This is a genomic window from Hymenobacter jeongseonensis, from assembly GCF_015694725.1.
In the GTDB taxonomy this organism is placed as follows: Bacteria; Bacteroidota; Bacteroidia; order Cytophagales; family Hymenobacteraceae; genus Hymenobacter; species Hymenobacter jeongseonensis.
The window spans coordinates 269828-294937 of the sequence record NZ_JADQDQ010000003.1 but is presented as its reverse complement, the minus strand read 5'-3'; the positions used below and the strand labels follow the sequence as shown (position 1 = coordinate 294937).

At 60.9% G+C, this 25110-nt stretch carries 21 protein-coding genes; 15 read left to right on the top strand and 6 right to left on the bottom strand.

Features of this window, described 5'->3' with window-relative positions; translation table 11 throughout:
* Positions 1-67: 67 nt before the first annotated feature.
* Positions 68-757: a hypothetical protein gene (locus tag I2I05_RS08170; RefSeq protein WP_196281747.1), complete on the bottom strand. Its 690-nt coding sequence runs from the start codon at positions 755-757 to the stop codon at positions 68-70.
* A 769-nt stretch (positions 758-1526) separates the two neighbouring features.
* On the opposite strand from I2I05_RS08170, the gene I2I05_RS08165 reads away from it, so the two are divergent.
* The gene (locus I2I05_RS08165) at positions 1527-2180 is read left to right on the top strand and encodes a hypothetical protein (protein ID WP_196281746.1); all 654 of its coding nucleotides are present in this window, start codon (positions 1527-1529) and stop codon (positions 2178-2180) included.
* Between the two features lie 36 nt (positions 2181-2216).
* On the opposite strand, the gene I2I05_RS08160 is transcribed toward I2I05_RS08165, so the two are convergent.
* Positions 2217-3158, bottom strand: a complete 942-nt coding sequence (locus I2I05_RS08160) for a DUF3078 domain-containing protein (RefSeq protein ID WP_196281745.1) — start codon at positions 3156-3158, stop codon at positions 2217-2219.
* Between the two features lie 310 nt (positions 3159-3468).
* On the opposite strand from I2I05_RS08160, the gene I2I05_RS08155 reads away from it, so the two are divergent.
* From I2I05_RS08155 to I2I05_RS08135, 5 genes are all read left to right on the top strand, one after another.
* On the top strand, positions 3469-3927 hold the full coding sequence (locus I2I05_RS08155; RefSeq protein ID WP_196281744.1) for a BLUF domain-containing protein: 459 nt from the start codon (positions 3469-3471) through the stop codon (positions 3925-3927).
* A 71-nt stretch (positions 3928-3998) separates the two neighbouring features.
* Positions 3999-7010 carry a PD-(D/E)XK nuclease family protein gene (locus I2I05_RS08150; RefSeq protein WP_196281743.1) on the top strand — a complete coding sequence of 1004 codons (3012 nt, stop codon included), beginning with the start codon at positions 3999-4001 and terminating at the stop codon, positions 7008-7010.
* A 14-nt stretch (positions 7011-7024) separates the two neighbouring features.
* Positions 7025-7477: a nucleoside deaminase gene (locus I2I05_RS08145; protein WP_196281742.1), complete on the top strand. Its 453-nt coding sequence runs from the start codon at positions 7025-7027 to the stop codon at positions 7475-7477.
* A gap of 128 nt (positions 7478-7605) precedes the next feature.
* A complete protein-coding gene (locus tag I2I05_RS08140) occupies positions 7606-9393 on the top strand; it encodes a chloride channel protein (protein ID WP_196281741.1) in 1788 nt (595 codons plus the stop codon).
* A gap of 92 nt (positions 9394-9485) precedes the next feature.
* Positions 9486-10754 (top strand): BaiN/RdsA family NAD(P)/FAD-dependent oxidoreductase, encoded by a 1269-nt coding sequence (locus I2I05_RS08135; protein WP_196281740.1) that lies wholly within the window; start codon positions 9486-9488, stop codon positions 10752-10754.
* Between the two features lie 3 nt (positions 10755-10757).
* On the opposite strand, the gene I2I05_RS08130 is transcribed toward I2I05_RS08135, so the two are convergent.
* Positions 10758-11021, bottom strand: a complete 264-nt coding sequence (locus tag I2I05_RS08130; RefSeq protein WP_196281739.1) for a hypothetical protein — start codon at positions 11019-11021, stop codon at positions 10758-10760.
* A 195-nt stretch (positions 11022-11216) separates the two neighbouring features.
* Here I2I05_RS08130 and I2I05_RS08125 point away from each other — a divergent pair, with 195 nt between their 5' ends.
* Positions 11217-12665 carry a DNA integrity scanning protein DisA nucleotide-binding domain protein gene (locus I2I05_RS08125; protein WP_196281738.1) on the top strand — a complete coding sequence of 483 codons (1449 nt, stop codon included), beginning with the start codon at positions 11217-11219 and terminating at the stop codon, positions 12663-12665.
* A gap of 51 nt (positions 12666-12716) precedes the next feature.
* On the opposite strand, the gene I2I05_RS08120 is transcribed toward I2I05_RS08125, so the two are convergent.
* Positions 12717-13709 carry an aldo/keto reductase gene (locus tag I2I05_RS08120; RefSeq protein ID WP_196281737.1) on the bottom strand — a complete coding sequence of 331 codons (993 nt, stop codon included), beginning with the start codon at positions 13707-13709 and terminating at the stop codon, positions 12717-12719.
* 235 nt (positions 13710-13944) lie between these two features.
* On the opposite strand from I2I05_RS08120, the gene I2I05_RS08115 reads away from it, so the two are divergent.
* From I2I05_RS08115 to I2I05_RS08085, 7 genes are all read left to right on the top strand, one after another.
* On the top strand, positions 13945-14400 hold the full coding sequence (locus I2I05_RS08115) for a hypothetical protein (RefSeq protein ID WP_196281736.1): 456 nt from the start codon (positions 13945-13947) through the stop codon (positions 14398-14400).
* 3 nt (positions 14401-14403) lie between these two features.
* Positions 14404-15093 (top strand): SCO family protein, encoded by a 690-nt coding sequence (locus I2I05_RS08110; protein WP_196281735.1) that lies wholly within the window; start codon positions 14404-14406, stop codon positions 15091-15093.
* A gap of 36 nt (positions 15094-15129) precedes the next feature.
* On the top strand, positions 15130-15495 hold the full coding sequence (locus I2I05_RS08105) for a c-type cytochrome (RefSeq protein WP_317192330.1): 366 nt from the start codon (positions 15130-15132) through the stop codon (positions 15493-15495).
* A gap of 246 nt (positions 15496-15741) precedes the next feature.
* Positions 15742-16680: an enhanced serine sensitivity protein SseB C-terminal domain-containing protein gene (locus I2I05_RS08100; RefSeq protein ID WP_196281733.1), complete on the top strand. Its 939-nt coding sequence runs from the start codon at positions 15742-15744 to the stop codon at positions 16678-16680.
* A 219-nt stretch (positions 16681-16899) separates the two neighbouring features.
* Entirely contained in the window at positions 16900-18258 is a 1359-nt protein-coding gene (locus I2I05_RS08095; RefSeq protein WP_196281732.1) for a M20/M25/M40 family metallo-hydrolase, read from the top strand.
* Between the two features lie 27 nt (positions 18259-18285).
* Positions 18286-18900 carry a hypothetical protein gene (locus I2I05_RS08090; protein WP_196281731.1) on the top strand — a complete coding sequence of 205 codons (615 nt, stop codon included), beginning with the start codon at positions 18286-18288 and terminating at the stop codon, positions 18898-18900.
* Positions 18901-18973: 73 nt separating this feature from the next.
* Positions 18974-19744, top strand: coding sequence for a slipin family protein (locus I2I05_RS08085; protein ID WP_196281730.1), 771 nt, complete (start codon positions 18974-18976; stop codon positions 19742-19744).
* Positions 19745-19826: 82 nt separating this feature from the next.
* Here the strand turns inward: I2I05_RS08085 and I2I05_RS08080 are convergent, their stop codons facing one another.
* Entirely contained in the window at positions 19827-20687 is an 861-nt protein-coding gene (locus I2I05_RS08080; RefSeq protein ID WP_196281729.1) for a DUF2911 domain-containing protein, read from the bottom strand.
* Between the two features lie 133 nt (positions 20688-20820).
* On the opposite strand from I2I05_RS08080, the gene I2I05_RS08075 reads away from it, so the two are divergent.
* Positions 20821-22281 (top strand): SDR family oxidoreductase, encoded by a 1461-nt coding sequence (locus I2I05_RS08075; RefSeq protein WP_196281728.1) that lies wholly within the window; start codon positions 20821-20823, stop codon positions 22279-22281.
* Positions 22282-22494: 213 nt separating this feature from the next.
* Here the strand turns inward: I2I05_RS08075 and I2I05_RS08070 are convergent, their stop codons facing one another.
* Positions 22495-25083 (bottom strand): type IA DNA topoisomerase, encoded by a 2589-nt coding sequence (locus I2I05_RS08070; protein ID WP_196281727.1) that lies wholly within the window; start codon positions 25081-25083, stop codon positions 22495-22497.
* Positions 25084-25110: the final 27 nt, after the last annotated feature.

Sequence of the window (25110 nt, the reverse complement as noted above, 5' to 3'; positions counted from 1 at the left end):
GCAAAAAAGCGCCGGAGCCTGTGGGCTCCGGCGCTTTTTTGCTTCTTATTAATTCTGATTTTTTTCACTACCCCACGGGCGGCACCACCGGCGCCGCCGGCTGCACACTCGGCGCAATTACATAGTCGTCGTATTTGCTCACGTCGGTTTGCTTGAACAGGCCCTGGCCGATGCCGCAGAGGGCGGCCAACTCATCATACAGTGTGTTGAGGGTGATTTGGCGGGTTTGGGTGGTGGCGCTGCGGCTGCTGATGGCCAAGCGCTGGGCCTTGAGGGCGGCCAGGTATTGTTCGTTGTCGGCGGCGAGGGCAGTGAGTTGGGCGGGCGTGAGGCCCTGGGCGGCGTAGTCGGCAGCGTGGGCGGTGGCCCAGTCCAGGAGGTGGCCCATGTCCACGTAAAAGTCGCCTTCGCTGGCGCCGTAGAGGCCGGCGCTGCCGAAGGCTTTGTAGGCGGGGCTGCGGTCGTTGTGCACAATGGCCACTTGGCTCATCACGGTGGCCATGCCGCTTTCTACCACGGCGCGCTGGGCGGTGGCGGCGGCCGTGAGGGCCTGCTTCTGGTAGTCGAGTTGCTCGTCGCTGGGCAGGTTTCCGGCGGCGTTGGTTTGGGTTTCGAAGGCGGTGAGGCGGGCCGCTTGCACGCCACGCGTGGCAAAGGCGGCCGCGTCGCGGGTCATAAACTCGGCTTTGGTGTGGCAGGTGAGCAACAGGTCGCCCTGCGACATGGGATATTTGGCGGTAACGGCTTCTTGTTTCACGGTAGAAAATGGGTTTACTCACCAGCAGGCCTGGCCGCCTTCCCCTGAAAATCAGGAGATGCCGCAAGCTGACCAATAAATTTTATATAATTCTATTCTTAAGCATTCACCTGCCGCCGCGCCGTTGCGCCGGGATAGCCAATAGGCCCCGCTTCCCATCTCGTAGGGGCCGCTTCACGGCCAGTAGCGGCGGCAACCCTGCCCGTAAGCTCCGCTTGGGCGCCAGTGCGCCCGGCTACCGCGCCAGTGGGCTTCGTTTGGGTGCCAGTAGGCTCAGAAACAGTGCCAGTACCTTCAGAAACATAAATTACTGACACATTTGTTGCACTATTCCATCTTACTGAAATTACTCCTGCCCTACTTCTTCTCGTCCACGAAGTTTTGGAAGGCGTAGGCGATGCCGATATTGAGACCCTGGGAGTACTGCACGCCCCGGTCCTGGTCGAAGTCGTAGAGTAGAGGGCGGGATGGAGAGAATGAGGTCCCCTACATTTGCTAAGCGCCGGGCTCTAGGCCACATACGGGCGAAACGTCGGCTACCATGAAGGAACAATGCAACCTTACCCATGCAACTTTCCGCCGCTTTTTTGGAGCCGTTACCGCTCTCGGGGCACTGTGCTGCACTGGTTCGGCGGTGTTTTTTCCAACGCAAGCCCAACCTAACCCCCTCGTTCGCGGGGTGCTCCGGGAAAAGACGAACGTTGCAAGCGGGCCACCAATAGCAAAGCAGGCACCCGCCGGCCGACGTCCCGCTAGGCCAGCCTACACGATGGGCCCCGCCTCGCGGCAGGAGTTTGAAGCGGCTTTGGCTCGCCAGCGGAAGACCATCACGCCGCTAGCGCCGACCGATACGCTACGCCGGCAGACGAAATCCATGATTTACCAATATGGCGACCCCAAGGAACAAGTCAAGTATTACGCGTTGCGGCTGAAACTGGCAAACAATACAACGAAGGTCCTGACCAGCAAGCCCAGCGCTTTTGAAGAAGAGACCAACGAATTGTCGTACGTGGGCAAAATCGACGCCCTTCACAAATACGTGCTCCATGCCGGCCATTACGAGGGCGCAACCTACTTGCTGGTTGACCGCAAAACTGGCAAACTAGACACGCTGCAAGGTGCCCCGGTTGGGAGCCCCGCCCTGAAGCGGCTAGCTGCCTTGTACCAAGGCTACCCCTATGAAGGCGCGCCAAACGGAGTCGAAGTGTATCGTAACCTGGGAGGCAAGCTGCAAAAAAGCTTCACCATTGCCCAGCTAAAGTGGTTGCCGGAAGGCATTGCCTGGGTGAGCGACGACCTTTTCCTGCTGAAGATTCTGCCGATGTCGGAAGTCGCAAAAAACGAAAAGCTAAACCGGCCACTAACCGCTGCCGAACGCAAAAAGCAACAATATGCTTACCTGCGCGTCACGCTGTTAAAGTGAAGTTGAGGCTTCTCTTTGCTAGGCACTAGCGCCGCCCTACTTCTTCTCGTCCACGAAGTTCTGGAAAGCGTAAGCGATGCCGATGTTGAGGCCCTGGGAGTACTGCACGCCCCGGTCCTGGTCGAAGTCGTAGAGGGCGATGCCGTTGAGGGCCACGTTCACGAATTTGCCCACTTTGGCGGTGAGGGCGAGGTCGAGGCGGTGGTCAATTTCCTGGCCGTTGAAGTTTTCGTAGTTGGCGAAAAGGACGTAGCGGGCCTTGAAGGCCACGGTGGGGCTGAGGTTTTTGTCGTATTCGGCCAGGATTTGGGCGGCCAGAATTTCCCAGCGGGTGCTGTGGCCGGGGTTCACGCCGTAGGGCTTGTCGCCGAGGACTTCCACGAACCGCTCGGCGCGGTTCACCACCGTGAGGCGGGGCGCAAAGGGCGCAAAACGCACCCGAAACGTGGGATTGGGGTGGTACTCGAAGCCATAGGCGGCGGTGATGAAGGCCGGTGCAAAGAAGCTGGACACCTGCCGGGCGCGGTCGTTGCCGAGGGCGTCCTCGTCGTACTTAAAGCCGCCAGCGAACTGGGTGAGCAGGTTGAGTGAGGTGAACATGTTCCAATCGGAGCTGATATCGCGGCCGTATTTGGTGTCGAGGTACAGGCGGTCCTGGCCCTTGCGGTAGCCCAGGCCCCGGGTTTCGGAAAAGGCGAAGAGGAAGTCGGCTTCGTTGTCGAAGCTGTGGATGCCGAGCTTGCGGTTGGCCTTGAGGTTGGCCAGGGCGTTGAAGCCGATGGTGTTGACGCCGCCGCCGCGCCAGTTGCTGCTCAGCAGCGACTCGTTGAGGCCGAGGCCGGTTTTGCCCGACTTGCGCCACAGCGGCGGCGCGGGCGGCGTAGCCACGCGGGCGGTGTCGGGCAGCGGCGTGGTTTGGGCGTGGGCGCCGAGAGCCAGCAGCGCCGCCGCCAGCAAATAGAGGAGAGGTAAACGCATGGGTCAGGGGAAAAGGTGGAGGGGCAAAGGAAACGCCAATGGCCCATTTTTTAAATTGGGCGGCGCCGGGCCAATATGCTACCGGCAACGCCGCGACGGAAATCCCCTATTTCCCTTTGGCCTTCGCCCACGAATCCCAAGCAGTTGCGCCGCCAGCACGGTTTAGCTAATGCACAACGGGCGGTGGAAGCGTCACAAATTTTGTAACTTGCTAGGCCTTATTGATGTTGCCTCTTCAAGGGCCGTGCCGCAGAATAGGCCATTTAAGGCTTGGCTCAGGTCTTTTTCTCCACCTTTTGGTAATTGCGCTATGGGGCTGTACCAACTCATATACCAGAGCCAGGCGCTGGTGCCCTTCGAGCAGCCGGAACTGCTGGCCCTGCTCCACCAAGCGCGGGACTTTAACCGCGTCCATCACATCACCGGCGTGCTGCTCTACACGCCCGACGGGCGCTTTATGCAAGTGCTGGAGGGCGAGCAGAGCGTGGTGCGCGACCTGTACTTCAACCGCATCGTGGCCGACCCGCGCCACTACAACTGCCGGGTGATTGCCGACGGCCCCTGCCTGCAACGCAGCTTTGCCGACTGGACCATGGGCTTCCGCATTGCCACGGCCGTGGACTTGCGCAACCTGCTCTGCAACGTGCCGCCCGATGTACCCGGCCTGCTCGTGCCCCGCCCCCACACCCGCCCCGAGCTCCTGGAGTTGCTGCAGGAATTTGTGGCCAACGGCGAACCCGAGCCCTGGATGGAGGTTCCCCGGAGCTAGCACGAAGCGGAGGCGCGCCCTGGCCCGGCCCCGCGCGCCCCGCTTCGTGCTGCCACGGTATCTTTACCGCAATGCCAGTTCAGCCCACTTCCTACCCCGCTCCTGCCACCGTTGCGCCGCCTGCGGCCTCTGTTTCATTCCTGGCCGCCACCGCCCGCGAGCTGCTGGACCGCTACGGCTCCGGCCCGCTCGATGAGCTGTCCGACATCGTGGTGGTGGTGCCCACGCGCCGCGCCGTGGTGTACCTGAAAAATGAGCTGGCCCTGGCCCTGCCGGGAGGCGCGCCGCTGTGGGCGCCCCGCGTGGCCGCCATGGAAGACTACATGGTGGAGCTGGCGGGTGTGCAGGTAGAGGAGCCCATTGCGCTGCAATTGCTGCTGTTCGACATTCTTAAGCACATCGATACCAGCCTCGATTTCGACCGCTTTGTGGGCTGGGCCGGGCTCCTGCTGAGCGACTTTTCGAACCTCGACCAAAACCTGGCGCCCACTCGCAAAGTGTTCGAATACCTGAGCCAGGCCAAGGCCCTGGAGCGCTGGAATCTGGAAGCCCTGCCCGAGAAAAGCAAAGCCGCCGCCCACTCCTTCAGCTTCTGGGACCAACTCGAAAAGGTGTACCGCGAACTGCAGCGGCGCATGAAAGCCAACCACCTCGCCTACCCCGGCCTGGCCTACCGCCTGGCCGTGGAAAAGCTGGAAAAGCGCCTCGAAGACCCCGCAGGGGCCGAGGTAGCCCGCCACGTGTTCGTGGGACTGGGTAATTTGTCGAAGGCCGAGGAGAAGCTCATTCGCTTGCTGATGACGGCCGGCCGGGCCGAAGTGCGCTTCGACGGCGACCCGTTTTACCTCGAAGAAGCCTCGCCCAACCGCGCCGGCCAGCACCTGCGCCGCTACCTCAAAAACTGGAATTTGCCGCTGGAAAACTTCGGCGGCGGCGTGGAATGGCTGCGCGGCCAGCCCCGCCACGTGCGCTACCTCGGCGTGGCCAACCCCAGCATGCAAGGCAAGCTGGCCGGCCAACTCCTGGCCGAAGCCCGCCGCCAGTACCCCGACGCCACCGTGGCCGTGGTGCTGCCCGACGAAACCCTGCTCTTGCCCGTGCTCCACGGCCTGCCGCCCGACGAGGTGCCCGACTACAACGTGACCATGGGCCTGAGCTTCCAAGCCACGCCGTTGTTCAACCTCGTCGATTTGCTGTTTGAGGTGCACCTGACCGGCATCCGGGAAGGCAGCGCCGAAACCGGTTACGGGGTGCCGCGCTACCACCATTTGGCGGTCAGCAAGCTGCTGAGTCACCCGTTTCTGCGCCGCTACCAGCAGTGGCAGGACCAGCAGGGCGACCAGCCCCAGTACCACGGCCTGCTCGACCAGATTTGCCGTGAAATCGTGCGCCTCAACGCCGTGCTCCTGCCCGCCAGCGAGCTGCTGAAACTGGGGTCGCACCACCCGCTCATCGAGGCGTTGTTTAAGACCTGGGACAACTGCGACGACATCATCGCGGCCTGCTACACCGTCATCGACCTGCTGCGCCAGGTGTACGCCGCCGAAAAAGCCGATACGGATAAGGAAGCCAGCCTGGGCGCCGAGTACCTGTACCTGTTCTACACGCTGGTCAAGCAGCTCGATTCGGCGTTTGATTGCCGTGAGCAGCGCCTGTCGGTGCGCTCGTTCCGGCGGTTTCTGTACGAGCAGATGGGCCGCACACGCCTGCCCTTTTCGGGCGAGCCTCTGGCCGATGTGCAGGTGATGGGTTTGCTCGAAACGCGGGCCTTGGACTTCGACCACGTCATCATTCTCAGCTGCAACGAGGGCGTGCTGCCGGCGCCCAAAAAGTCGCAGTCGCTGTTTCCCTACGACGTGTTGCAGGAGTTCAAGCTGCCTACCTACGCCGACGCCGAGGCCATCACGGCCTACAATTTCTGGCGGCTGCTGCAGCGCACCCAGCGCGTCGACTTGGTGCACGTGCTGCCCGGCGCCGAGGGCATGAAAAGCGGCGAGCGCAGCCGGTTCCTGCTGCAATTGCAGAACGACCTGCTGCCCCAAAACCCGCAGATGGTATTGGAAGACCTGAGCGTTTCGGTAGCAGGGCCAGAAACCGAAGTAGGCGTCGACCCCTACGAAGGCGACCTCATTCTGGAAAAAGACGAGGAGATGCTCGCTGCCCTGCGCGGCGTGTTGGAACGCAACATTTCGCCTTCGCGCCTCAACGATTTCCTGGCCTGCTCGTTGAGGTTTTACTTTTCCAAAGTGGCCCGCTTTCAGGAAAACGACGCGGTGGAGGAAACGCTGGAAGCTGGCAGCTTCGGCACCATGGTGCACACGGCGCTCGAAAACCTGTTGCGGCCCTTCGAGCAGGACGCCCGACCCATCACCTCCGCCGATATTCCCGAACTGCTGAAGCAGGTACCCGAAGAAGTGCGCAAGGCCCTGCGGCAGGAAGAAACCGAAAAGCACGCCCGCCCCGACGAAGGACTGAACCACGTGTACGGCCAAGTGGCAATACGCCTCATTTCGCGCTACCTCGAAGGATTGGAGCAGACCGAGGGCCTGCCCCTGCGCCTGTTTAGCCTGGAAAAAGACCTGGCCGCCACTGTGTTTGTCGACGTGCCCGGCTCGGGCAAGCTGGCCGTGCGCCTATTCGGCAAAGCCGACCGGGTAGACCAACTGCCCGACGGCCGCCTGCGCGTGGTGGACTACAAAACCGGCCTCGTCGAAGCCAACGACCTCAACCTGACCAATCGCGGCAAACTCACCCCCGCCGAAGCCACCGAGCGCCTGCTCTGGGAAGCCACCTCCAGCGCCGACAAAGTGCGCCAGCTCTGGCTCTACCGCCTCATGCTGGCCAGCACCGAAAAGCGCGAAACTGAAAACACGGCCATCGTTTCGATGCGCAACCTCGACAAAGGCCTGCTGTCGGCGGATTTAAATTTTCTCACGCCCGAGGGCGAGGATTTTGTCCGGGTTTCCGAGGAATTAGTGAGTAAAATTGTGCTGCGAATTCTGGACCCTACGGAGCCCATTCGCAAAACCGACGATTTCAAGAAATGCGAGCATTGCCCCTACCGCGGCATTTGCGCCCGCTAAATCCCACCCGCCCCATGACTGACCAGCCCCAGAAAGACGAATTTATGCAAGCCGCCATCGACGAAGCCCGCCTGGGCCGCTCGCAAGGAGGCATTCCCATCGGCTCGGTGCTCATCCGCGACGGCAAAATTGTGGGCCGGGGCCACAACAAGCGTGTGCAGGAGGACTCCGCCATCAAGCACGGCGAGATGGACTGCCTCACGAACGCCGGCCGCCAGCGCACCTACCGCGACACCGTCATTTACACCACGCTCATGCCCTGCTACATGTGCGCCGGCACCATTGTGCAGTTCAAAATCCCGAAGGTGATGGTGGGCGAGTCGCGCACATTCGGCGAGTCGCGCGCTTTCCTCGAAAGCCACGGCGTGGAAGTGGTGGACCTCAACTTGCAGGAGTGCGTGGACATGATGAACGAATTCATCGAAGCCGAGCCCACCCTCTGGAACGAGGACATTATGGAATTGTAATAAAGCAGAAGCCCGCCGACCGGTTCGGCGTGATTTTTGGCAGGCCCAACGAGCTTTTCTTTCTAAGCCGAAATCTGCTAGCTTCCCCTTTGCGTTGCTGCTACTGCGTTCCCCTACCGTTATAGCTCATGCCCCATCACGCCGTTCACCGATTGTTGCGTCCGCTGCTCGTCTGGCGGGCCCGCCACGTCAGCGAGCGGATGTACATGATTTTCCTCAGCATCATCGTGGGGCTGGGGGCTGGTTTGGCAGCGGTCTTATTAAAAACGGCCATCCGAGAGCAGGTCAAATTGCTGCAAGGCTCCATTTCGGAACCGCAGCGGGTGTTTGCCTTGTCGATTTACCCCATCATCGGCATCACGCTCACGGTGCTGGTCACAAAGTATTTGCTGGGCGGGCAGCTGGGCCGGGGCATTGGGCCCATTATCTACAGTACAGCCCGGGAAAACAGCGTGGTGCCACGGTCCAAGCTGTATTCCCAGATGATTACGGCCTTTCTCACGGTGAGCTTCGGCGGCTCGGCCGGCACCGAGGCCCCGATTTCCGTGACCGGTGCGGCATTGGGCTCCAACATTGGCCGGGTGCTGCACGTGGACCGGCGGCGCCGGCGCCTGCTCACCGGCTGCGGCGCGGCGGCGGGTGTGGCCGCCATCTTCAACTCGCCCATCGCGGGGGTGCTGTTCGCCGTCGAAACCATTCTGCTGGAGCTGCCGGCGCAGTATTTCATCCCGCTCTTGATTTCGTCGGCCACGGCCACGGTTATTTCCAAAGCGCTGTACGAGGGGCAGCCCTTCGTGCTCATCACCACCAGCTGGCCGGTCGATGCCGTGCCGTTCTATATTTTGCTGGGTTTGTTCACGGCGTTTTTCTCGGTTTACATGATTCGGACCTACCATTGGTTCGAACGCTTTTTTGACCGGTGGCCGGGCCTGAACTGGCGCAAGGTGCTATTCGGCGGCACGGCGCTGGGCGTCCTCATTTTCCTGTTCCCCACCCTCTACGGCGAGGGTTACAATACCGTAGAACTCCTGCTCAACGGCCATGCCGAGCACCTCACCGACGGCAGTATTTTCTCGGTTTACAAGGATAATAATCCTTGGCTGCTGTTGGTGCTGGTGCTGTTTAGTATGTTGCTGAAAGTGGTGGCCACCAGCATCACGGTGGGCAGCGGCGGCAACGGCGGCATGTTCGGTTCCTCGCTGTTTGCGGGGGCGCTGGCCGGCTTTTTCTTTGCCCGACTCATCAATTTGAGTGGCCTGATTTACATTCCCGAGGTGCATTTTGTAGTGCTGGGCATGGCAGGCACGCTGGCGGGCGTCATCCACGCGCCACTCACGGCCATCTTCCTCATTGCCGAAATCACGGGCGGCTACGCCCTGTTTGTGCCGCTGATGTTGGTGAGCAGCTCCTCCTACCTCATCACCAAATACTTCGAGCCCTACTCCGTGTACACGCGCAAGCTCACAGCCCGGGGCGTGGACGTGTACGCCAACCGCGACCGCGGCCTGCTGGCCCAGCTTGACCCGCGCAAGCTCCTGGAAACCGATTTTATTCCCGTGCGGCCCAACACCACCTTGGGCGAGTTGGTCGATATTTTCCGCCACTCTTCGCGCAACCTGTTTCCGGTAGTGGCCGCCGGAGGCCGGCTCCTGGGCGTGGTCAGCCTCGACATGGTGCGCGATGCTCTCTTCGACGATGCCCACTACACCACCACCAAAGTGAGCGAACTGATGAAGCCCGCCCCGGCCGTGGTAGGGCCCAACGATGACCTGGAGCACACCCTGTCCATGCTGGACCGCTACGGTGCCTGGGCCCTGCCCGTGTGCGAGGAGGACGGACGCTACCTCGGCTTCATCTTGAAGTCCGCCATTCTGGCCCGCTACCGCCGGCAACTGATTTTGGAAAGCGAGGCGTAACGAAGCTGATTTTTATCAACGGCCAGCACTTGCCTTATTAAGTGCGGTTCCGCACTGGCAACCGTACTTTGCAAACTTTGCATGCACTGGCTGTGGCCGAAAAATCATCCGATAATCCGTCTTTTATAGCCGTAGTGGGCGGCGGCCCCGCGGGGCTGCTAGCGGCCCAGCGTCTGGCCGAAGCCGGCTGCCGGGTGCGGGTGTACGAAGCGCAGGCCACGGTGGGGCGCAAGTTTCTGGTGGCCGGGCACGGCGGCTTCAACCTGAGCAATGCCGAGGACCTGGCCCGTTTTGCCAGCCGCTACGGCCCGGAAGAGCCCCGATTCCTGGACTTGCTCAACCACTTCTCGCCGGCTGCATTGCGAGCGTGGGCTGCCGGCTTGGGCATTGAGACGTTTGTGGGAACCAGCGGGCGCATTTTTCCGGTGGCAGCTCACAAACCGGCCGAGGTGCTGCGCGCTTGGCTCACCAAACTCCGCGATTTGGGGGTGGAGATTTATACCCGGCACCGCTGGCTGGGCTTTGTGGGAAGCACGGGCTTGCGCCTGCGCGATGAGAGCCAGGGCCCCGATACCCGCCGCGAGTTCGAGGTAGAACCCGTCGCTACTGTGCTGGCGCTGGGCGGCGGTAGTTGGGCCAAAACCGGCTCCGATGGTGCCTGGGTGCCGATGTTGCGGGATACCGGCGTACCCGTCATGCCCTTTGCTCCGGCCAACTGCGGCGCGGAGGTGGCGTGGTCGCCTTTTTTTAAAGAGAAAACGGGCCGGGCGCCTCTCAAGAACATAGCTCTGCGCGTGAACGATGGACCGGCCGTGCGCGGCGAAATAATGCTGACCGAATACGGGGTGGAAGGCACGCCCGTGTACGCCCTCACCCCCCAGCTCCGCGCCGCGCTGGCCAATGGTGGGCCGGCCGTGCTGCACCTCAATCTCAAGCCCGACCTCTCGGCCCCGGCCCTGCTTAATAAGCTACAACTGCGGCGCCCAGGGGCCTCCCTGCCCGATTTTCTGCGCAAAACCCTGCACCTCGGGCCGCCGGTACCCACTTTATTGCGGGAAGTACAGCCCGAAGTTGCCACGCTGCCCCCGGAGGCTTTGGCGGCGCTGTTGATGGCTGTACCGATTACAGTAGAGGGCCTGCGCCCGCTTGATGAGGCCATTTCCACGGCCGGCGGCATAGCGTTTTCGTCCGTGAACGAGCAACTCATGCTGCGGCAGCGGCCGGGCACGTTCGTGGCGGGCGAAATGCTGGATTGGGAGGCGCCCACGGGCGGCTATTTGCTGCAGGGCTGCTTCAGTACGGGGGCGTGGGTGGCCCAGGGTGTGCTGGCGTGGCAGCAGGCGTTGAATGAAAACGGCTAGCGCTTACTTCTCGGCCCGGATTCGGGCCGCGGCTTCTTCGGCTTCGCGCAAAATTTGTTTGGCTTCGCCCAACAGCCGGCGGCCGGGGTTCAGTTCGTCGCGGGCAATGAGGGCGAAGAGCAGGAAGAACGAAACCAAGGGCAGCACCCACCCCAGCACAAACCACAACCAGAACGACCGGCCGCGGCTGTGCGCGCAGTAGCCGGTCAGAATGGGGATGAAGGAGATGGCCACCACCATCACAAAAAGCATGTCGACGAAGAGCATAGGCTTGCGCGTGGAGCGGTGGTGAGGGCGAGGCAGGTAGGCGGGCGCCAGATGTCCCGAAGTTACAACTTTGTGAGGAGTAGAGGAAGCCCCGAACGAGGAAATTTGTTTGGCGTTGCCACTATGCCGTGCTTTTTTCCGTAGTTCGGTACGAAGTCGCACCTGCAACAGGGTTCGGCCGTCCTCTAATTGCCCATGTGGGAACACCAAAGTCTGTTTCGCGTCTCTGCTCAGCTCTTCGCTGAGGGTATTTTCAATTTGCTGGACCGCAACCTGCGGCCCGAAGTTTTTTTGCTCGGCTTTGCTTCGTCGAAGGAGCCGGACGAACCCGGCGCCGTGATTGTTGAGCCCGCGACCACGCGTTATTCCCCGCTCGATTTTAAGGACGTCAAGAGCAAGGCTGCCACGCTGGAAACCGACACGGGCCCGCAGGGAAGTGTGTACCACCTGCACCCCAACGACCACGACCGCCTCGCCAAGCACCACTGGTACGAACTCGTGTGCCGGGCCACCGAATCGACGCTGCAATCCTTGGCCACGTCGCGCCACGAAAACCGGCGCTCGTTTTGTGCCGTGCCCGTGAGCCTGCAGGGCTACCTCGTAACGGTGGTGCTGCAGCTTTCGGCCGATTGCTACGATGCGTATTATAACCTGCCGAAATCAACCGCCGGCCGCCCTACCAACCTGCCTCACGCGGCTGTAATTGAGTTTCTACACGATTGCAACCGCGCCCTGCGTGAAGCCGATACGGTTGACAACGACCAGCCCGTGCTTGACCGCGACTACAACGAACTGTTGCGCTCGGCTGGCCGCCGCCTCATGCTGCGCGTGGCGCCGGCCGGCACCCACGGCCTCTACGATGCCTGCAACGGCGTGGCCGCCCTACGCCACGAGGGCGACGAGGGCGTGGGCACCATGCTGGTGAGCCGCCGCCTGCACCCGGCCATTGTGCCGGTGCTGACTTTGGAAACGCCCGTGCCCATGCGCGACCACCGTTCCATCCGCAAGCTGCTCGAACTCAGCGAAGGCCACACGGCCCTGATTTCGGATGCCTCGCACGTGTTTGGGTTGGGCCAGCTCGTACCCGAGTCCGATGGCCAATACGAACCGCTGGTCACGGTGCACTTCACCAACCACTACAGCTGGGAAATGAGCCACGCCGGCCACGTGCTGATGCGTGTGGTGAGCAACACCCCGCGCCTGCCGCAAGGCCAGGTAGCGGCCGACAACTTTGCCCGCACGGCCCGCATCGTTTTCCCCAACCTCTCGCTCGACAGCATTGATTACCTGTGGGATTTGGCCCAAAAAGCCACCACCCAGCCCACCGGCACCATTCTGGTCATCAGCACCGGCGCGGCCAAAGAAGCCCTGCGCCTTACCCGGCAGTGCTTTCGGGTGGTGCCGCGCATCATGACGCCTTCCGTGCTGCGCCTCGTCACCAACATCGACGGGGCCGTGCTCATTGAGCCCAACGGCATGTGCCACGCCATCGGCGCCATTCTCGACGGTCTGGCGACGGAGAAGGGCGACTCCTCACGGGGCTCGCGGTATAATTCGGCCCTGCGTTATGTGAACAGCAGCAAGTACCCTGCGCTGGCCGTGGTGGTCAGCGAAGACGGTTGGATTGACCTGCTGCCCTCGTAAAACCGTTCACTGCGCTGGAAATCTTCCTCGCAATGAACGGTTTGCTGGCACTTAGCCATTCACGGAGCCCATCATGGCGGCGGGGTAGCGCAGGCCCGCGGCGGCCTTGCCTTTGGGAGCAATTTCATCGAGTTGCGCCAGTTCATCGGCCGACAAGTCAACCTCCAAAGCACCCAGGTTTTCTTCCAAGTACTTCACGCGCTTGGTGCCCGGAATCGGCACCACGTCTTCGCCTTGGGCCAGCACCCACGCCAGGGCCAGTTGACTAGCGGTGCAATGCTTTTGGCCGGCCAAGTCTTTGATGCGGGCCACGAGGTCAAGATTTTTCTGGAAATTCTCGCCTTGGAAACGCGGCGTGTGGCGGCGGTAATCATCCGCTTCCAAATCCTCAAACTTCTGGATTTGCCCGGTCAGGAACCCTCGGCCCAAAGGCGAATAGGGCACGAAGCCCACGCCCAACTCGCGGATGGTGGGCAGAATTTCGTCTTCGGGCTCCCGGCTCCACAGCGAATACTCGGTTTGCAGGGCGGCGATGGGGTGCACAGCCACGGCCCGGCGCAGGGTGGCGGGCGCCGCTTCGCTGAGGCCCAGGTGGCGCACTTTGCCTTCTTCTACCAGGCGGGCCATAGCCCCCACGGTTTCTTCAATGGGCGTGCTGGGGTCCACGCGGTGCTGGTAGTACAGGTCGATGTAATCGGTGCCGAGGCGTTTAAGGCTGGCTTCGCAGGCAGATTTTACATATTCCGGCCGGCCATTGATACCGCGCTTGGTGGGGTCGTTGGGGTCACGCTCGATGCCGAATTTGGTGGCTAATACTAAGCCTTGGCGTTTGCCTTTGAAGGCCCGGCCCAGCAGCTCTTCGTTTTTGAAAGGGCCGTACATGTCAGCAGTATCGAAGAAAGTGACGCCCAGTTCCACGGCGCGGTGCAGGGTGCGGGTGCTTTCGGCATCGTCCTGCCCGCCGTAGAAATCGGACATGCCCATGCAGCCGAGGCCCAGGGCGGAAACGGTGAGGCCGGAGCGTCCCAGTTGACGAGTTTTCATACGTATATGGTGAGTTGGTGAATAGAGGGAAGTAGCGTTTGTATGCTACGCACAATCCGTAGCAACCGGCGAGACCTGCCATTTGATTTGTCCAGTTGCGCTAGGCTAATCGCCAATTCAAAACTTCAAGGGGCAAAATCTTTCTGTAGAGTGCTACTCAAACCCATCCCACTTGCCTCGCATAATGAAGACAATTTTCGATGGTGGGCTCCGGGCCTCGGCGTACCTTTGCAGCGTGAATATTCTCTCCAAATCCCGCTTGGTTTCAGTGGTAAGCGCTATCGCCTTTCTAGCGGCTTGCTCCTCGCCCAACAAACCTATTGCCGAGCAAGGCGCCCCCTCGCCTGCCACGGCAGCCGAAATGGCCGTTATGGCGCGCCACGATTCGTTGATGGCTAAAATGGACCAGTTGTATTCGCTCAAAGCCAAAATAAATGCGGCCAAGGCACCGGCTTCCGGGCCCTACCTACGCGGGCTGGCTGCCGCCGATGCGGCCATGATGGACTGGATGCACCAGTACCGCGCCCCCGATTCCACGGCCACGCCATCGGCTCGTTTGGCCTATTTCCAGCAGCAACAGCAAGTGCTGGCTGGGGTGAGCCGGCAATTTCGCGCAACGATAGACTCGGCAACCTTGTTTATCCAGCAACTGCCAGCCGCTCCGGCTTCGGCGGCTACTCCTTCTAAATAAGTCATGCTGAAACGTCTTTTTCTGCTGCCCGCTTTGGCGGCTGCTCTTGTCACGGCCTGTACCAGTCCCGATACCGCTGTCCGCCTGCCCATTTTGGGCGAACGCGACGTGCGGCCCCGCGCCGACGGCGGCCCCGCCGATACGGTGTTTGCCAGGGTGCCGGCGTTTCGGCTCACTAACCAGGCAGGTGAAGTTATTACCAACCAGACCTTTGCCGGAAAGGCCTACATCGCCGATTTCTTTTTTGCCACCTGCCCCGGCATCTGCCCCAAAATGCAGGGCGAGCTGTTGAAGGTGTACGCCAAGTATGGCAAAGACCCGCGCTTGGCTTTCCTTTCGCACACCATCGACCCGGCCCACGATTCCATTCCGGTGTTGCGCGACTACGCCGACCGCCTGGGCATGGGCGCGGCCCGCAACTGGCACTTTGCCACCACCGGCGCCAAGGGCGAGCCCGCCGCCAAAGACTCCGTGTTCTTGCTGGCCCGCGCCTACTACACGGCCGCCGAGCCCGACAAGCAGGCGCCCGGCGGGTTTGCCCACAACGGCACCTTCGCCCTCGTAGATGACCAAGGCCACATTCGCGGGCTCTATGATAGCCTCAACCCCAAGGAAGTCGAGCGCCTAATGGCCGAGCTTCCCATTCTGCTGGCGGAGATGGATACGCGCAAGCCGGCCGTGGCCCGTCAGTAAATGAGGCTCAAATTTCGTTTTCTTTTAAGCTGTTCGGTGCTGGCAGTTTCGCTGCCTGCCTGCTTCAGCAGCAACAAAAACCAGGGCGAGCGGCTGTACACGCAGCACTGCTCAAGCTGCCACGGCGACCAGGGCCAGGGCCTGGCGCGCCTGATTCCGCCGCTGGCGGGCGCCGACTACCTTGCTCTGCACCGGGCCGAACTGCCCTGCTTGCTCCGCAACGGTCAAAACGAGCCCATTGTGGTAAACGGCATCCGCTACCACAACGTGATGCCCGGCGAGAAAGGCATGAGCCCCGCTCAGCTCACCAACTTGCTGAACTACATCGAGAACAACTGGGGCAACAAATCCAAACCGCGCACCATCCGCGAAGTGGAAGAACAGCTCGCGGCTTGCAAGTAGGTGCCCCGATTGAGCAAAACACGTCGTCATGCTGAGCGGAGTCGAAGCATGTTTACCGCTTCGTTGCATGAAGTGCATTCGTTGCGTGGTAGAGATGCTTCGATTCTGCTCAGCATGACGGTTCAATTGGCTTTAAATATTCTCAACCCAGTGCATTTAAAAGCCAGCTTACTGCCTTTTACTCCCTTTCCAACCCGGTTTCTGCCGTAGATTGCACTCCCAATCCACTCGACATTTTATTGCTTTATGGGCCTGCTCGACTTTCTGAAAAACAAACCCGCCGACAACAAGCCGGCCACTTCCGCTCCCGCTACTCCCGGGGCGCCCACCCCAGCGGCCGAAAAGCCCGCTGGCGGCCCTCGCTACCAGGGGGCTAAGTTCACGGCGCCACCCGAGCCGGTAGCGCCCGTGCCTACGTTCCAAATGCCGGAGCCCGAGCCGTTTCCATTCGAGCCCGAGAACGTGCTCGAGCAGCTCCTGCTGCTGGCCGCCACCGACGAAAACGCCCGTCCGGCGTTCTACCAAGCCTTGTTGCAGGAGGAAATCCTGATGATTCTGGCGCCCATGGAAGGCATAAACGAGGGCGAAGTGGTGCTCACCGAAGGCCAGGAAATCCAGCTGCAGATTCTGTCCGATGGCAAGCTGCCCGTCTTCTCCTCCGTCCCCCGCCTCACCGATGGCGGCGTTGATAACGGCACCGTGAGCTACGTGCGCCTGCCGGGCCACGCGTTTTTCAACATGGTGCAGGGCCAGGACTGCGTTCTGAATCCGTTCTCGCCTGCCGGCAAGCTGCTGCCCAAGGACGAGCTTGCGGCCCTGTTAGCCGGGCAGCTCACCGGCCCGCTGTCCCCCGCCGGGGGCGATGCCCAAGTGCTCCTGAGCCAGCCCGCCGAAAACCCCACCGCCGTGGCCGATGCCATTGCAGCCTGGGCCGCTACTCACTCCCACATCGAAGCCGCTTACCTGGCCCAGATGCAGTTAGCCGACAACCCCGATGTACCGCGCCTGCTGCTGGCGTTTGTGAGCAACAGCCCCGACCCCAGCTTCATGCAGGAGCTCGGACCCGTGCTGCAAGGCCAAACCGATGCTTATCAATTCGTTGATTTGATGTTGCTGGATATGAATTCGGAAGAGGGCGTGAATCCCTATTTCCGCACGATTGAGCCTTTTTATAAGGCTGGGTAAGTTAATAAGTCCCGCCCTCCCAAGAACGTCATGCTGAGCTTGTCGAAGCATCTCGCGTGTGGTAGTAAACCAATCATTAAGATTAGTGACTACACGCGAGATGGTTCAACAAGCTCAGCATGACGTTCTATTTTGATACAGCCTGTTTCTCGCTACATGATTTTGGCACACCTGCCCTTCCGCTTGGTGCCAACTCGCTTCTCGCCCTACCTTTCCCACATGAAACTCGCTACGCTCCTGCTCCTGGCACCATTTGCCGCCCTCGCCCAAACCAAACCCGGCCCGCTGCTTCCCGCCGCCGACCCGCGCATTCAAAAACTGGTCGAGGAAATTTCGGCTAAAAACCTGGAAGCCGACATTCGCAAGTTGGTTTCTTTTGGCACCCGCCACACGCTGAGCGAGACGGATAATCCCAAGCGGGGCATTGGCGCGGCCCGCAACTACGTGCGCGACGAGTTTCTGAAGTACAGCAAAGCCGGCGGCGGCCGCATGACCGTCGAGATGGACACCTTCACCATCAAGCCCGATGGCCGCCGCATCAACAAGCCCGTGCTGATGGCCAACGTGCTGGCCACCCTGCCCGGCACCGACCCTACCGACACCCGCATCATTCTGGTAAGCGGCCACATCGACTCGCGGGTGAGCGACGTGATGAACGCCACCGCCGACGCACCCGGTGCCAACGACGACGGCTCCGGCACTGTGCTGGTGATGGAGTTGGCCCGCGTACTGGCCGGCCAGAAATTTCCCTGCACCCTCAAATTTGTGGCTGTGCAGGGTGAAGAGCAGGGCCTTTATGGCTCCGGCCACTTGGCCGCCCGCGCCAAGAAGGAAAATTGGAACCTGATTGCCATGCTCAACAATGACATTGTGGGCAACTCGCACGGTTTTGACCCGGTGATTAACGACGACAAGCACTTGCGCGTATTCAGCGAAGGCGTGCCAGCAAACGAAACGCCCGAACAGGCCCGCGTGCGCCGGCAGCTGAGCAATGAGAACGACGGCATCAGCCGGCAACTGGCGCGCTACACCCAGCGCGTGGCCAAGCAGTACGGTAAAGGCCACGAGGTGGTACTGGAATATCGCCCCGACCGCTTCCTGCGGGGCGGCGACCACACGCCCTTCAACCAGCAGGGCTTTCCGGCCGTCCGGTTCACCGAGATGAACGAGGACTACACCCACCAGCACCAGGACCTCCGCACCGAAAAAGGCCGCGCTTACGGCGACGTGATTGAGGGCGTGGACTTTGCCTACCTGCGCCGCAACGCCGGCGTGAACCTCGCCACCATGGCCAGTCTGGCCCTGGCCCCGGCCGCACCCGCCAAGGTGGAGGTACTCACCGCCAACCTCACCAACCGCACCGAGTTGCGCTGGGAGGCGCCCGCCACTGGCCCGAAGCCCGCCGGCTACGTGGTGCTGGTGCGCGAAACCAGTGCCCCCCAGTGGCAGCAGCGCATACCCATGACTGGCCTCACGGCCAACCTAGACATCAGCAAGGACAACTTCATTTTCGGCGTGGCCAGCGTGGACGCGGCCGGGCACGAGAGCGTGCCCGTGCTGCCGGTAGTGGGGCGGTAGGGCACATTCTTTACGGCAGGTAAATTGATGAAAATCGCGCTGGTTTTGCTGGGCCTCACCTTGGCCGCAACAGTGGCTTCTTGTTCCTTTGATGCGACCAGGCAAGAGGCAGCAAAGCCCTCTGCTAAAGCTAATCAGGCGACTAGTCCTGACGCAGTTGTGCAACATTTTCTTACGTGGTACAGCGGCCAGAAAGAAGCTCTGGGCAGCATGCCTTTAGTGCCCGCTTGGTTGAGTGACGATGGCGATACGACGGATGTCTACAAGGTTGATTTCAAGGTTGCTGAGGAGTATTTGCAGCCGTTCAAATCAAGCGGTTTTTTGTCAGTGAACTACGTAGCGAATGAACGCGAGGAAATACGGAAAGCTGACAGCGTGATGCAGGCCTTGCGGCAATGGGCTGGCCCACCACAGGGACTCAACTACGACCGGGTAGTTTTCTCGCAAGACCCAGATGCCGATTTGGAAAAGCTGCGCCGCACCAAGCCCGCCGTTACCATCAATGGCGACACAGCACTCGTATTTTTTGCGCAACTGCCAAAACCTGAGGATTTACGCGAGGGCGCGAATTTAGAGTTTCGGCTGGTACGGCAGCAAGACAAATGGCTTGTTGATAATATTCGCCCGGTGTTTGGTCCCTGACGTCCAATACACATCTGTAATGGATATTTCCCGGCAACGATACATCGACCAAAATCACTAACCTGAACTGGTCATGTCGCCATTCCTCATTGTTCTAATCATTGTTCTCATCCTACTCTCCGGCTTGCGCATTGCGCAGGAATACGAGCGGGCCATTGTGTTTCGGCTGGGCCGGTTTATGGGCACGCGGGGGCCGGGACTGTACTGGATAATCCCGGTTATCGAACGGCAGCAAACCATTGACATCCGCACCAAAACGGTGGACTTGGAGCAGCAGGAAACCATCACGAAGGACAGCGTGACCATCAAGGTGAACGCCGTGCTGTGGTTCCGGGTAGTGAACCCAGTCGATGCCATTATCAAGGTGGCCAACTTTAATCAGGCGGTGTACCAACTGGCAGTCACGGCGCTGCGCAACATCATCGGGCAGCACCAACTCGACGAAGTGCTGCGGGAGCGAGCCCAAATCAACACTGCGCTGCTGCAAATCGTGGATGCGGCCACGGAATCCTGGGGCGTGAAGATTGAGCTAGTGGAAATCAAGGACGTGGAGATTCCAGAGTCCATGCAGCGGGCCATGGCGCGCGAGGCCGAAGCCATCCGCGAGAAGCGGGCCCGCATCATCAAGGCCGAGGCCGAGTTGGAGGCCAGCATCAAGCTCACGCAGGGCGCCAAACAGATGGAGGAAAGCCCCATTGCGCTGGAGCTGCGCCGCATGCAAATGCTCTCCGAGATTGGCATCGACAACAACACAACCACCATCATGCTCATCCCCTCCGAGTTTACCAACGCGGCCAAAAGCTTCACGCAGTTGGTGGAGCAGGGAAATAAACTGCCCGTTTAGCCGCAATAAATTACTACCATCGAAGAGGCCCGGCGCAATCGTGCACCGGGCCTTTTCGAATAGTTAGTAGAACCTGTTGAAGTTATTTCTTGCTACCGGCCGCCGCGAGCACCTCTTGGTTGAGACGGATGTACTCAGCTTTCGACACTTCGTTCTTATCGGTCTTCACCAACTCCAACGACTTGTTGGCGGCTTCAATGGCTTCCTTGTTTTTGCCCTGCTTCTGGAGCAGCTTGCCTTTCCAGTAGTAGCCGTAATAGCTACTGGGATTGGCCTTGATGAATTCATCGACCCAGCCGATGGCGGGCGTGAGGTCTTTGCCGGCGTTGAAGTAGTATTGTGCGGCGGTGATGTAGGGTTTCTTCTCACCCTTCATGGCTTCCGCAATCTGGCCCATCACAATGCGGTCGGGGTCGGCGGTGATGGGCAGAGCCACTTGGGTGCGGTCCCAGCTCACCACCAGGTCGGCGGCGTTGGGGCGCAGGTTTTCCACGGTTAGCGACATGGTTTCGACGGGGGCAGCCAGCTTGGTGGGCTTGGCCTTCACGCGCAGCACGTCGAGGTCTTGTTTATACTGGTAAGTCCCCCACTGAGCAGTGTCGCGGTTCAGAATGAAGGTCCACTCCTTGGCATCGGGGATGGTGAGGAGAGCGTAGGCGCCGGCGGGCACCGCTTGGCCGTTGATTTTCACTTCTTCGCCGAAGCGCACCTTCGTCACGGTGTTGGCACCGGTGCGCCACACCGTGCCATTGGGCACGAGGCCCCCAAATGCCACCCGGCCCCGCAACGACGGGCGCGAGTACGTGAGGTCGATGAAGGACGTGGAGAAACTCTGGCGGATGTGCGTGGACGGGCTGAGCGGCGGTGCCGTGAGTTTGGTTTGGGCGTGGGCAGCCGAAGCCAGCAACAGGCCAGTGGCGAGGAGTGGGACGAAGTGTTTCATGCTGGCAAAGATGCTGATTAGAAGCTGAGGATGCAGTAGTTGAGCTTGCCTCTTGAGCGCGGTTTCTAAACAAGGTGCCGGGTTAGCCGTTCAGTCTAGAACGACTACTACCGGCTGCCATTCGCTTCAGCAAATGAAAATCCTTCTCACCGGAGCTACCGGGTATATTGGCCAGCGCCTGCTGCCACTCCTGGCGGCCGACCACGACGTGGTGTGCCTCGTGCGCGACCCGCGGCGCTTCTCCCTGCCCGACACCCTGCCCGAAGCACTCCGCGCCCGCGTGCAGGTAGCCAGCGGCGACCTGCTCCGGCCCGCCACCCTGAGCGACCTGCCCACCGACATCGACGCCGCTTACTACCTAGTGCACTCCATGAGTGGCCACAGCGAGGACTTCTTCAACTTGGAGCAGCAATCGGCGCACAACTTCGTCGATTACCTGAATACGACTGGTGCCCGCCAGATAATTTACCTCTCCGGCATTGCCAACGACCAAGGATTGAGCGTGCACTTACGCTCCCGCCGGGCGGTGGAATCGGTCCTGAGCCAAGCCACCACAGCCCAGCTTACCGTACTCCGGGCCAGCATCATTATTGGGTCAGGTTCGGCCTCTTTTGAGATTATCCGAGACTTAGTTGAGAAGCTACCGGTGATGGTCACGCCGAAATGGCTAAATTCTTGTTGTCAGCCCATTGGCATTCGCGACATCATGTTTTACTTGACCTCAGTTTTAGACAATAAAGCATGCTTCAGCAAAGCCTTTGACGTGGGTGGCCCCGACGTGCTAACCTACCGCGAAATGCTACTGGGTCTAGCCGCAGAGCGGGGCTATAAGCGTTGGATTGTGACCGTGCCGGTCCTTACTCCTCGCCTCTCCTCGTGGTGGCTCTACTTGGTCACGAGCACTACGTTTTCCCTTGCCCAAAGCCTGGTCGAGAGCCTCAAGAACGACACCGTGTGCGACCCGGCCAAAAGCATCGACGGGGTGGTTCCCCACACCTGCATGAGCTACCGAGCAGCGTTGGCGCTGGCCTTCCAGCGCATCGAGCAGAACGAAGTGGTGAGCAGTTGGAGCGACGCCCTGAGTTCGGGCACCATGCGGCAGAACTACATGGATGCCATTCAGATTCCCAAGAATGGGATGTTCTTCGACCGCCAGCTCATGCCGTTCCGGCGCCCGGTAGCGGAGGTGTTGGACAACATCTGGCGCATCGGTGGCGAGCGGGGCTGGTACAAAACCGACTGGCTCTGGCAACTCCGGGGCTTCCTGGACAAGGCCGTGGGCGGCCCGGGCCTTCGCCGTGGCCGCCGCTCCCCCAGCCGCCTGCGCGCCGGCGACCCGCTGGATTTCTGGCGCGTGCTGGTGGCCGACAAGGCCGGCCGACGCCTGCTGCTCTACGCCGAAATGAAGCTGCCCGGCGAAGCCTGGCTGCAGTTCCGCATCGTGGACCAGCCCAACGGCGGACACGCCGTGGAGCAACTCGCCGCCTACCGCCCCCGCGGCCTGGCCGGCCGGCTGTACTGGTATGCCGTGCTGCCGTTTCACGGCATCATCTTCAAAGGGATGGTGCGCAATTTGGTACAATACGGAGAGTAACCAATGCCTCCAAACCGTCCTGCTCCTTTAGCGTCCGCGCAGTCTAAACCGCTATACCACGCCATCTGTCAAGCTGAGCCTGCGAAGCATATTTTCACCTTGGAAGGGCTCGTTCCGGTGTGATAAGGGCCTTCGCTTCACTCAGGATGACAAAACAGTTGTGCGATATGCTTAGACTTTGCTCGGCTTGACGGCCACCTTTACAGCAAGTAATCAACCGAATACTGGCACCACGCGGCCCTCTTCCACCTTTAGCGCGGCGTCGTACTTATTGCCGGTTTTAGCCGATATAAACCCTTTGATAACACTCGTTTCGCCCCGACGCAGCAGTTGCTTGAGTTGGGTCTCGGTCAGGGCCTTGCCGCCCCACTCGAAGGCCACCCGGAACTGGCAGTCTTCGCGGAAGCGGGAGCAGCCGTAGGCCGCTTTGCCCTTGAGCATGGTGCCGAGCTTGCACACCGGACACGGAATCAGGCCGGAATCGGGCGTGGCGCCGGGCTTGGGCTCGGCCACAAGCTGCAGGGTGGGCTGAAAGGAAGTGTCGAGGCCGATGGCGGCATCAAACTTTTGCCCATCGGCTCCCACAAAACCCTTCATGATGGGCGTGCGACCTTTGGCCAGCAGGGTTTTCACTTGCGGGTCGCTTAGTTTTTTGCCGTGCACTTCGGCGGGCAGGCGGAACGTGCAGCCTTCACGGAAGCGGGCGCAGCCAAAGGCAGTTTTGCCCCGCAGCACGTGGCCCGTTTTGCAAATGGGGCAGTAGCCCAGGCCGGCACCGCTGGTGGTGCCGGCTGCGTTAGCAGGCTTGGCCGCTTTCGTACCGGTGAGGCCGGCGGGCACCTTACTACCGGCTGATGCCGAGCCTCCATTGGCCTGGCCCTGGCTCATGGCCAGCTCAGCGCTGCCGGACGTCACCATGCGGCCCCGGCCATCGGTTTTCACCTCCTGCACCATCTCGCGCACCAGCCCGGTGAGCTCGGCCAGGAACTGCTCCGACGACAACTCGCCCTTCTCAATCTGGCGCAGCTTCCGCTCCCACTGGCCGGTGAGCTCTGCTGATTTCAGTGTCGGGTTGCGGATGAGGCCGATAAGCTCGACGCCGGTGGGCGTTGGAAGTAAGCGCTTTTTCTCGCGCCGGATGTAGTTGCGCTTGAACAGCGTTTCGATGATGGCGGCGCGGGTGCTGGGGCGGCCGATGCCGTTTTCCTTCATGGCCTGGCGCAACTCGTCGTCGTCGATGTTGCGGCCGGCCGTTTCCATGCCGCGCAACAAGCTGGCTTCGGTGTAGTCCTTGGGCGGCTGCGTGACTTTGCTGTCGAGGCGCGGGTTGTGGGGGCCGCTTTCGCCCTGCACGAAGCTGGGCAGCACGGTGCTCACTACGTCTTCCTGCTCTTCACCGCCGGTCTTTTGGTTGGGCGCGGGGGCCGGGGTCGGCGCCTGCTGCTCCTCGGGGTTGCCATAGACCACACGCCAGCCGGGGCTGAGAATCTGCCGGCCGCGCACCCGGAACGGGCGCTCGGCGGCCTCGGCCAGCACGGTGGTGTTGCTCACCTCGCAGTCAGGGTAAAAGGCCGCAATGAAGCGCCGCGTGATGATGTCGTACACGCTGCTTTCCATGCCCCCGCCGGGGCCCGCCGCGCCAGTCGGGATGATGGCGTGGTGGTCGGTCACCTTGGCGTTGTTGAACACCTTGGGCGTCTTCGGAATCTTGGCGGCGAGCAGCGGCGCGGTCAGGCTGTCGTAGCCAATGCCCCGCAGAATGCCCGGGATTTTTGGGTACTGGTCGTCGGGCAGAAAGGTGGTGTCGACGCGCGGGTAGCTCACCGCTTTCTTCTCATACAGGCCTTGCACAATCTTCAGCGTGTCCTCGGCCGAGAGGCCCAACTGGTTGTTGCACTGCACCTGCAACGAAGTCAAATCGAACAAGCGCGGCGGTGACTCCCGGCCTTTTTTAATTTCTACGCCTGTGATAACCAGTGCTACAGGCCGCACGGCCTCAAGCGCTTCTTGAGCCTCTTGCTCGGTCACGAAATAGCCCAGCGCGCGGAGGCGGGTCTTTTCATCGGGGGCGTCTTCGGCTTCTTTAGCTTGCTTGGGCGGGGCAATGTGGCTGAACATGGTGCCCCGGTATTCGGTGCGCAGCACCCAATACGGCTCAGGCTTGAAGTTCCGAATTTCGTGCCAGCGGTCCACCATCAGCGCCAGCGTGGGGGTTTGCACCCGGCCGATACTGAGCAGCTGCTTGTCCTGGTAGGTGGTGTATTTGAGGGTGAACAGGCGGGTCGCATTCAGGCCCAACAGCCAGTCACCCACGGCGCGGCTTTTGCCAGCCTGGTAGAGTTTGTCGAACTCTTTGGCCTCGCGCAGATTGGCAAAGCCTTGGCGAATGGCCTCTTCGGTGAGCGACGAAATCCAGAGCCGTTTCACCGGCTTGCGGCACTTGGCTTCCATCAGCACCCAGCGCTGAATCACCTCCCCTTCCTGCCCGGCATCGCCGCAGTTGATGACTTCCTCGGCCTCGTCCACCAGCTTCTTGATGGTGTGGAACTGCTTCACCACGCCTTCATCGCGGCGCATGAGCTTGATGCCGAACGAGTCGGGAATCATGGGCAGGTTGTGCAGGCTCCAGCGCTTCCACTCGGGCTGGTAGTCGTCGGGCTCCTTGAGCTGGCAGAAGTGGCCAAAGGTCCAGGTAACCTGATAGCCGTTGCCCTCATAATAGCCGTCCATGCGGCGGGAGGCGCCCAGCACGTTGGCAATTTCGCGGGCCACGCTGGGCTTTTCGGCAATACAAACCTTCACGGATTCGAGTTGATTTTAGGTGCTGCG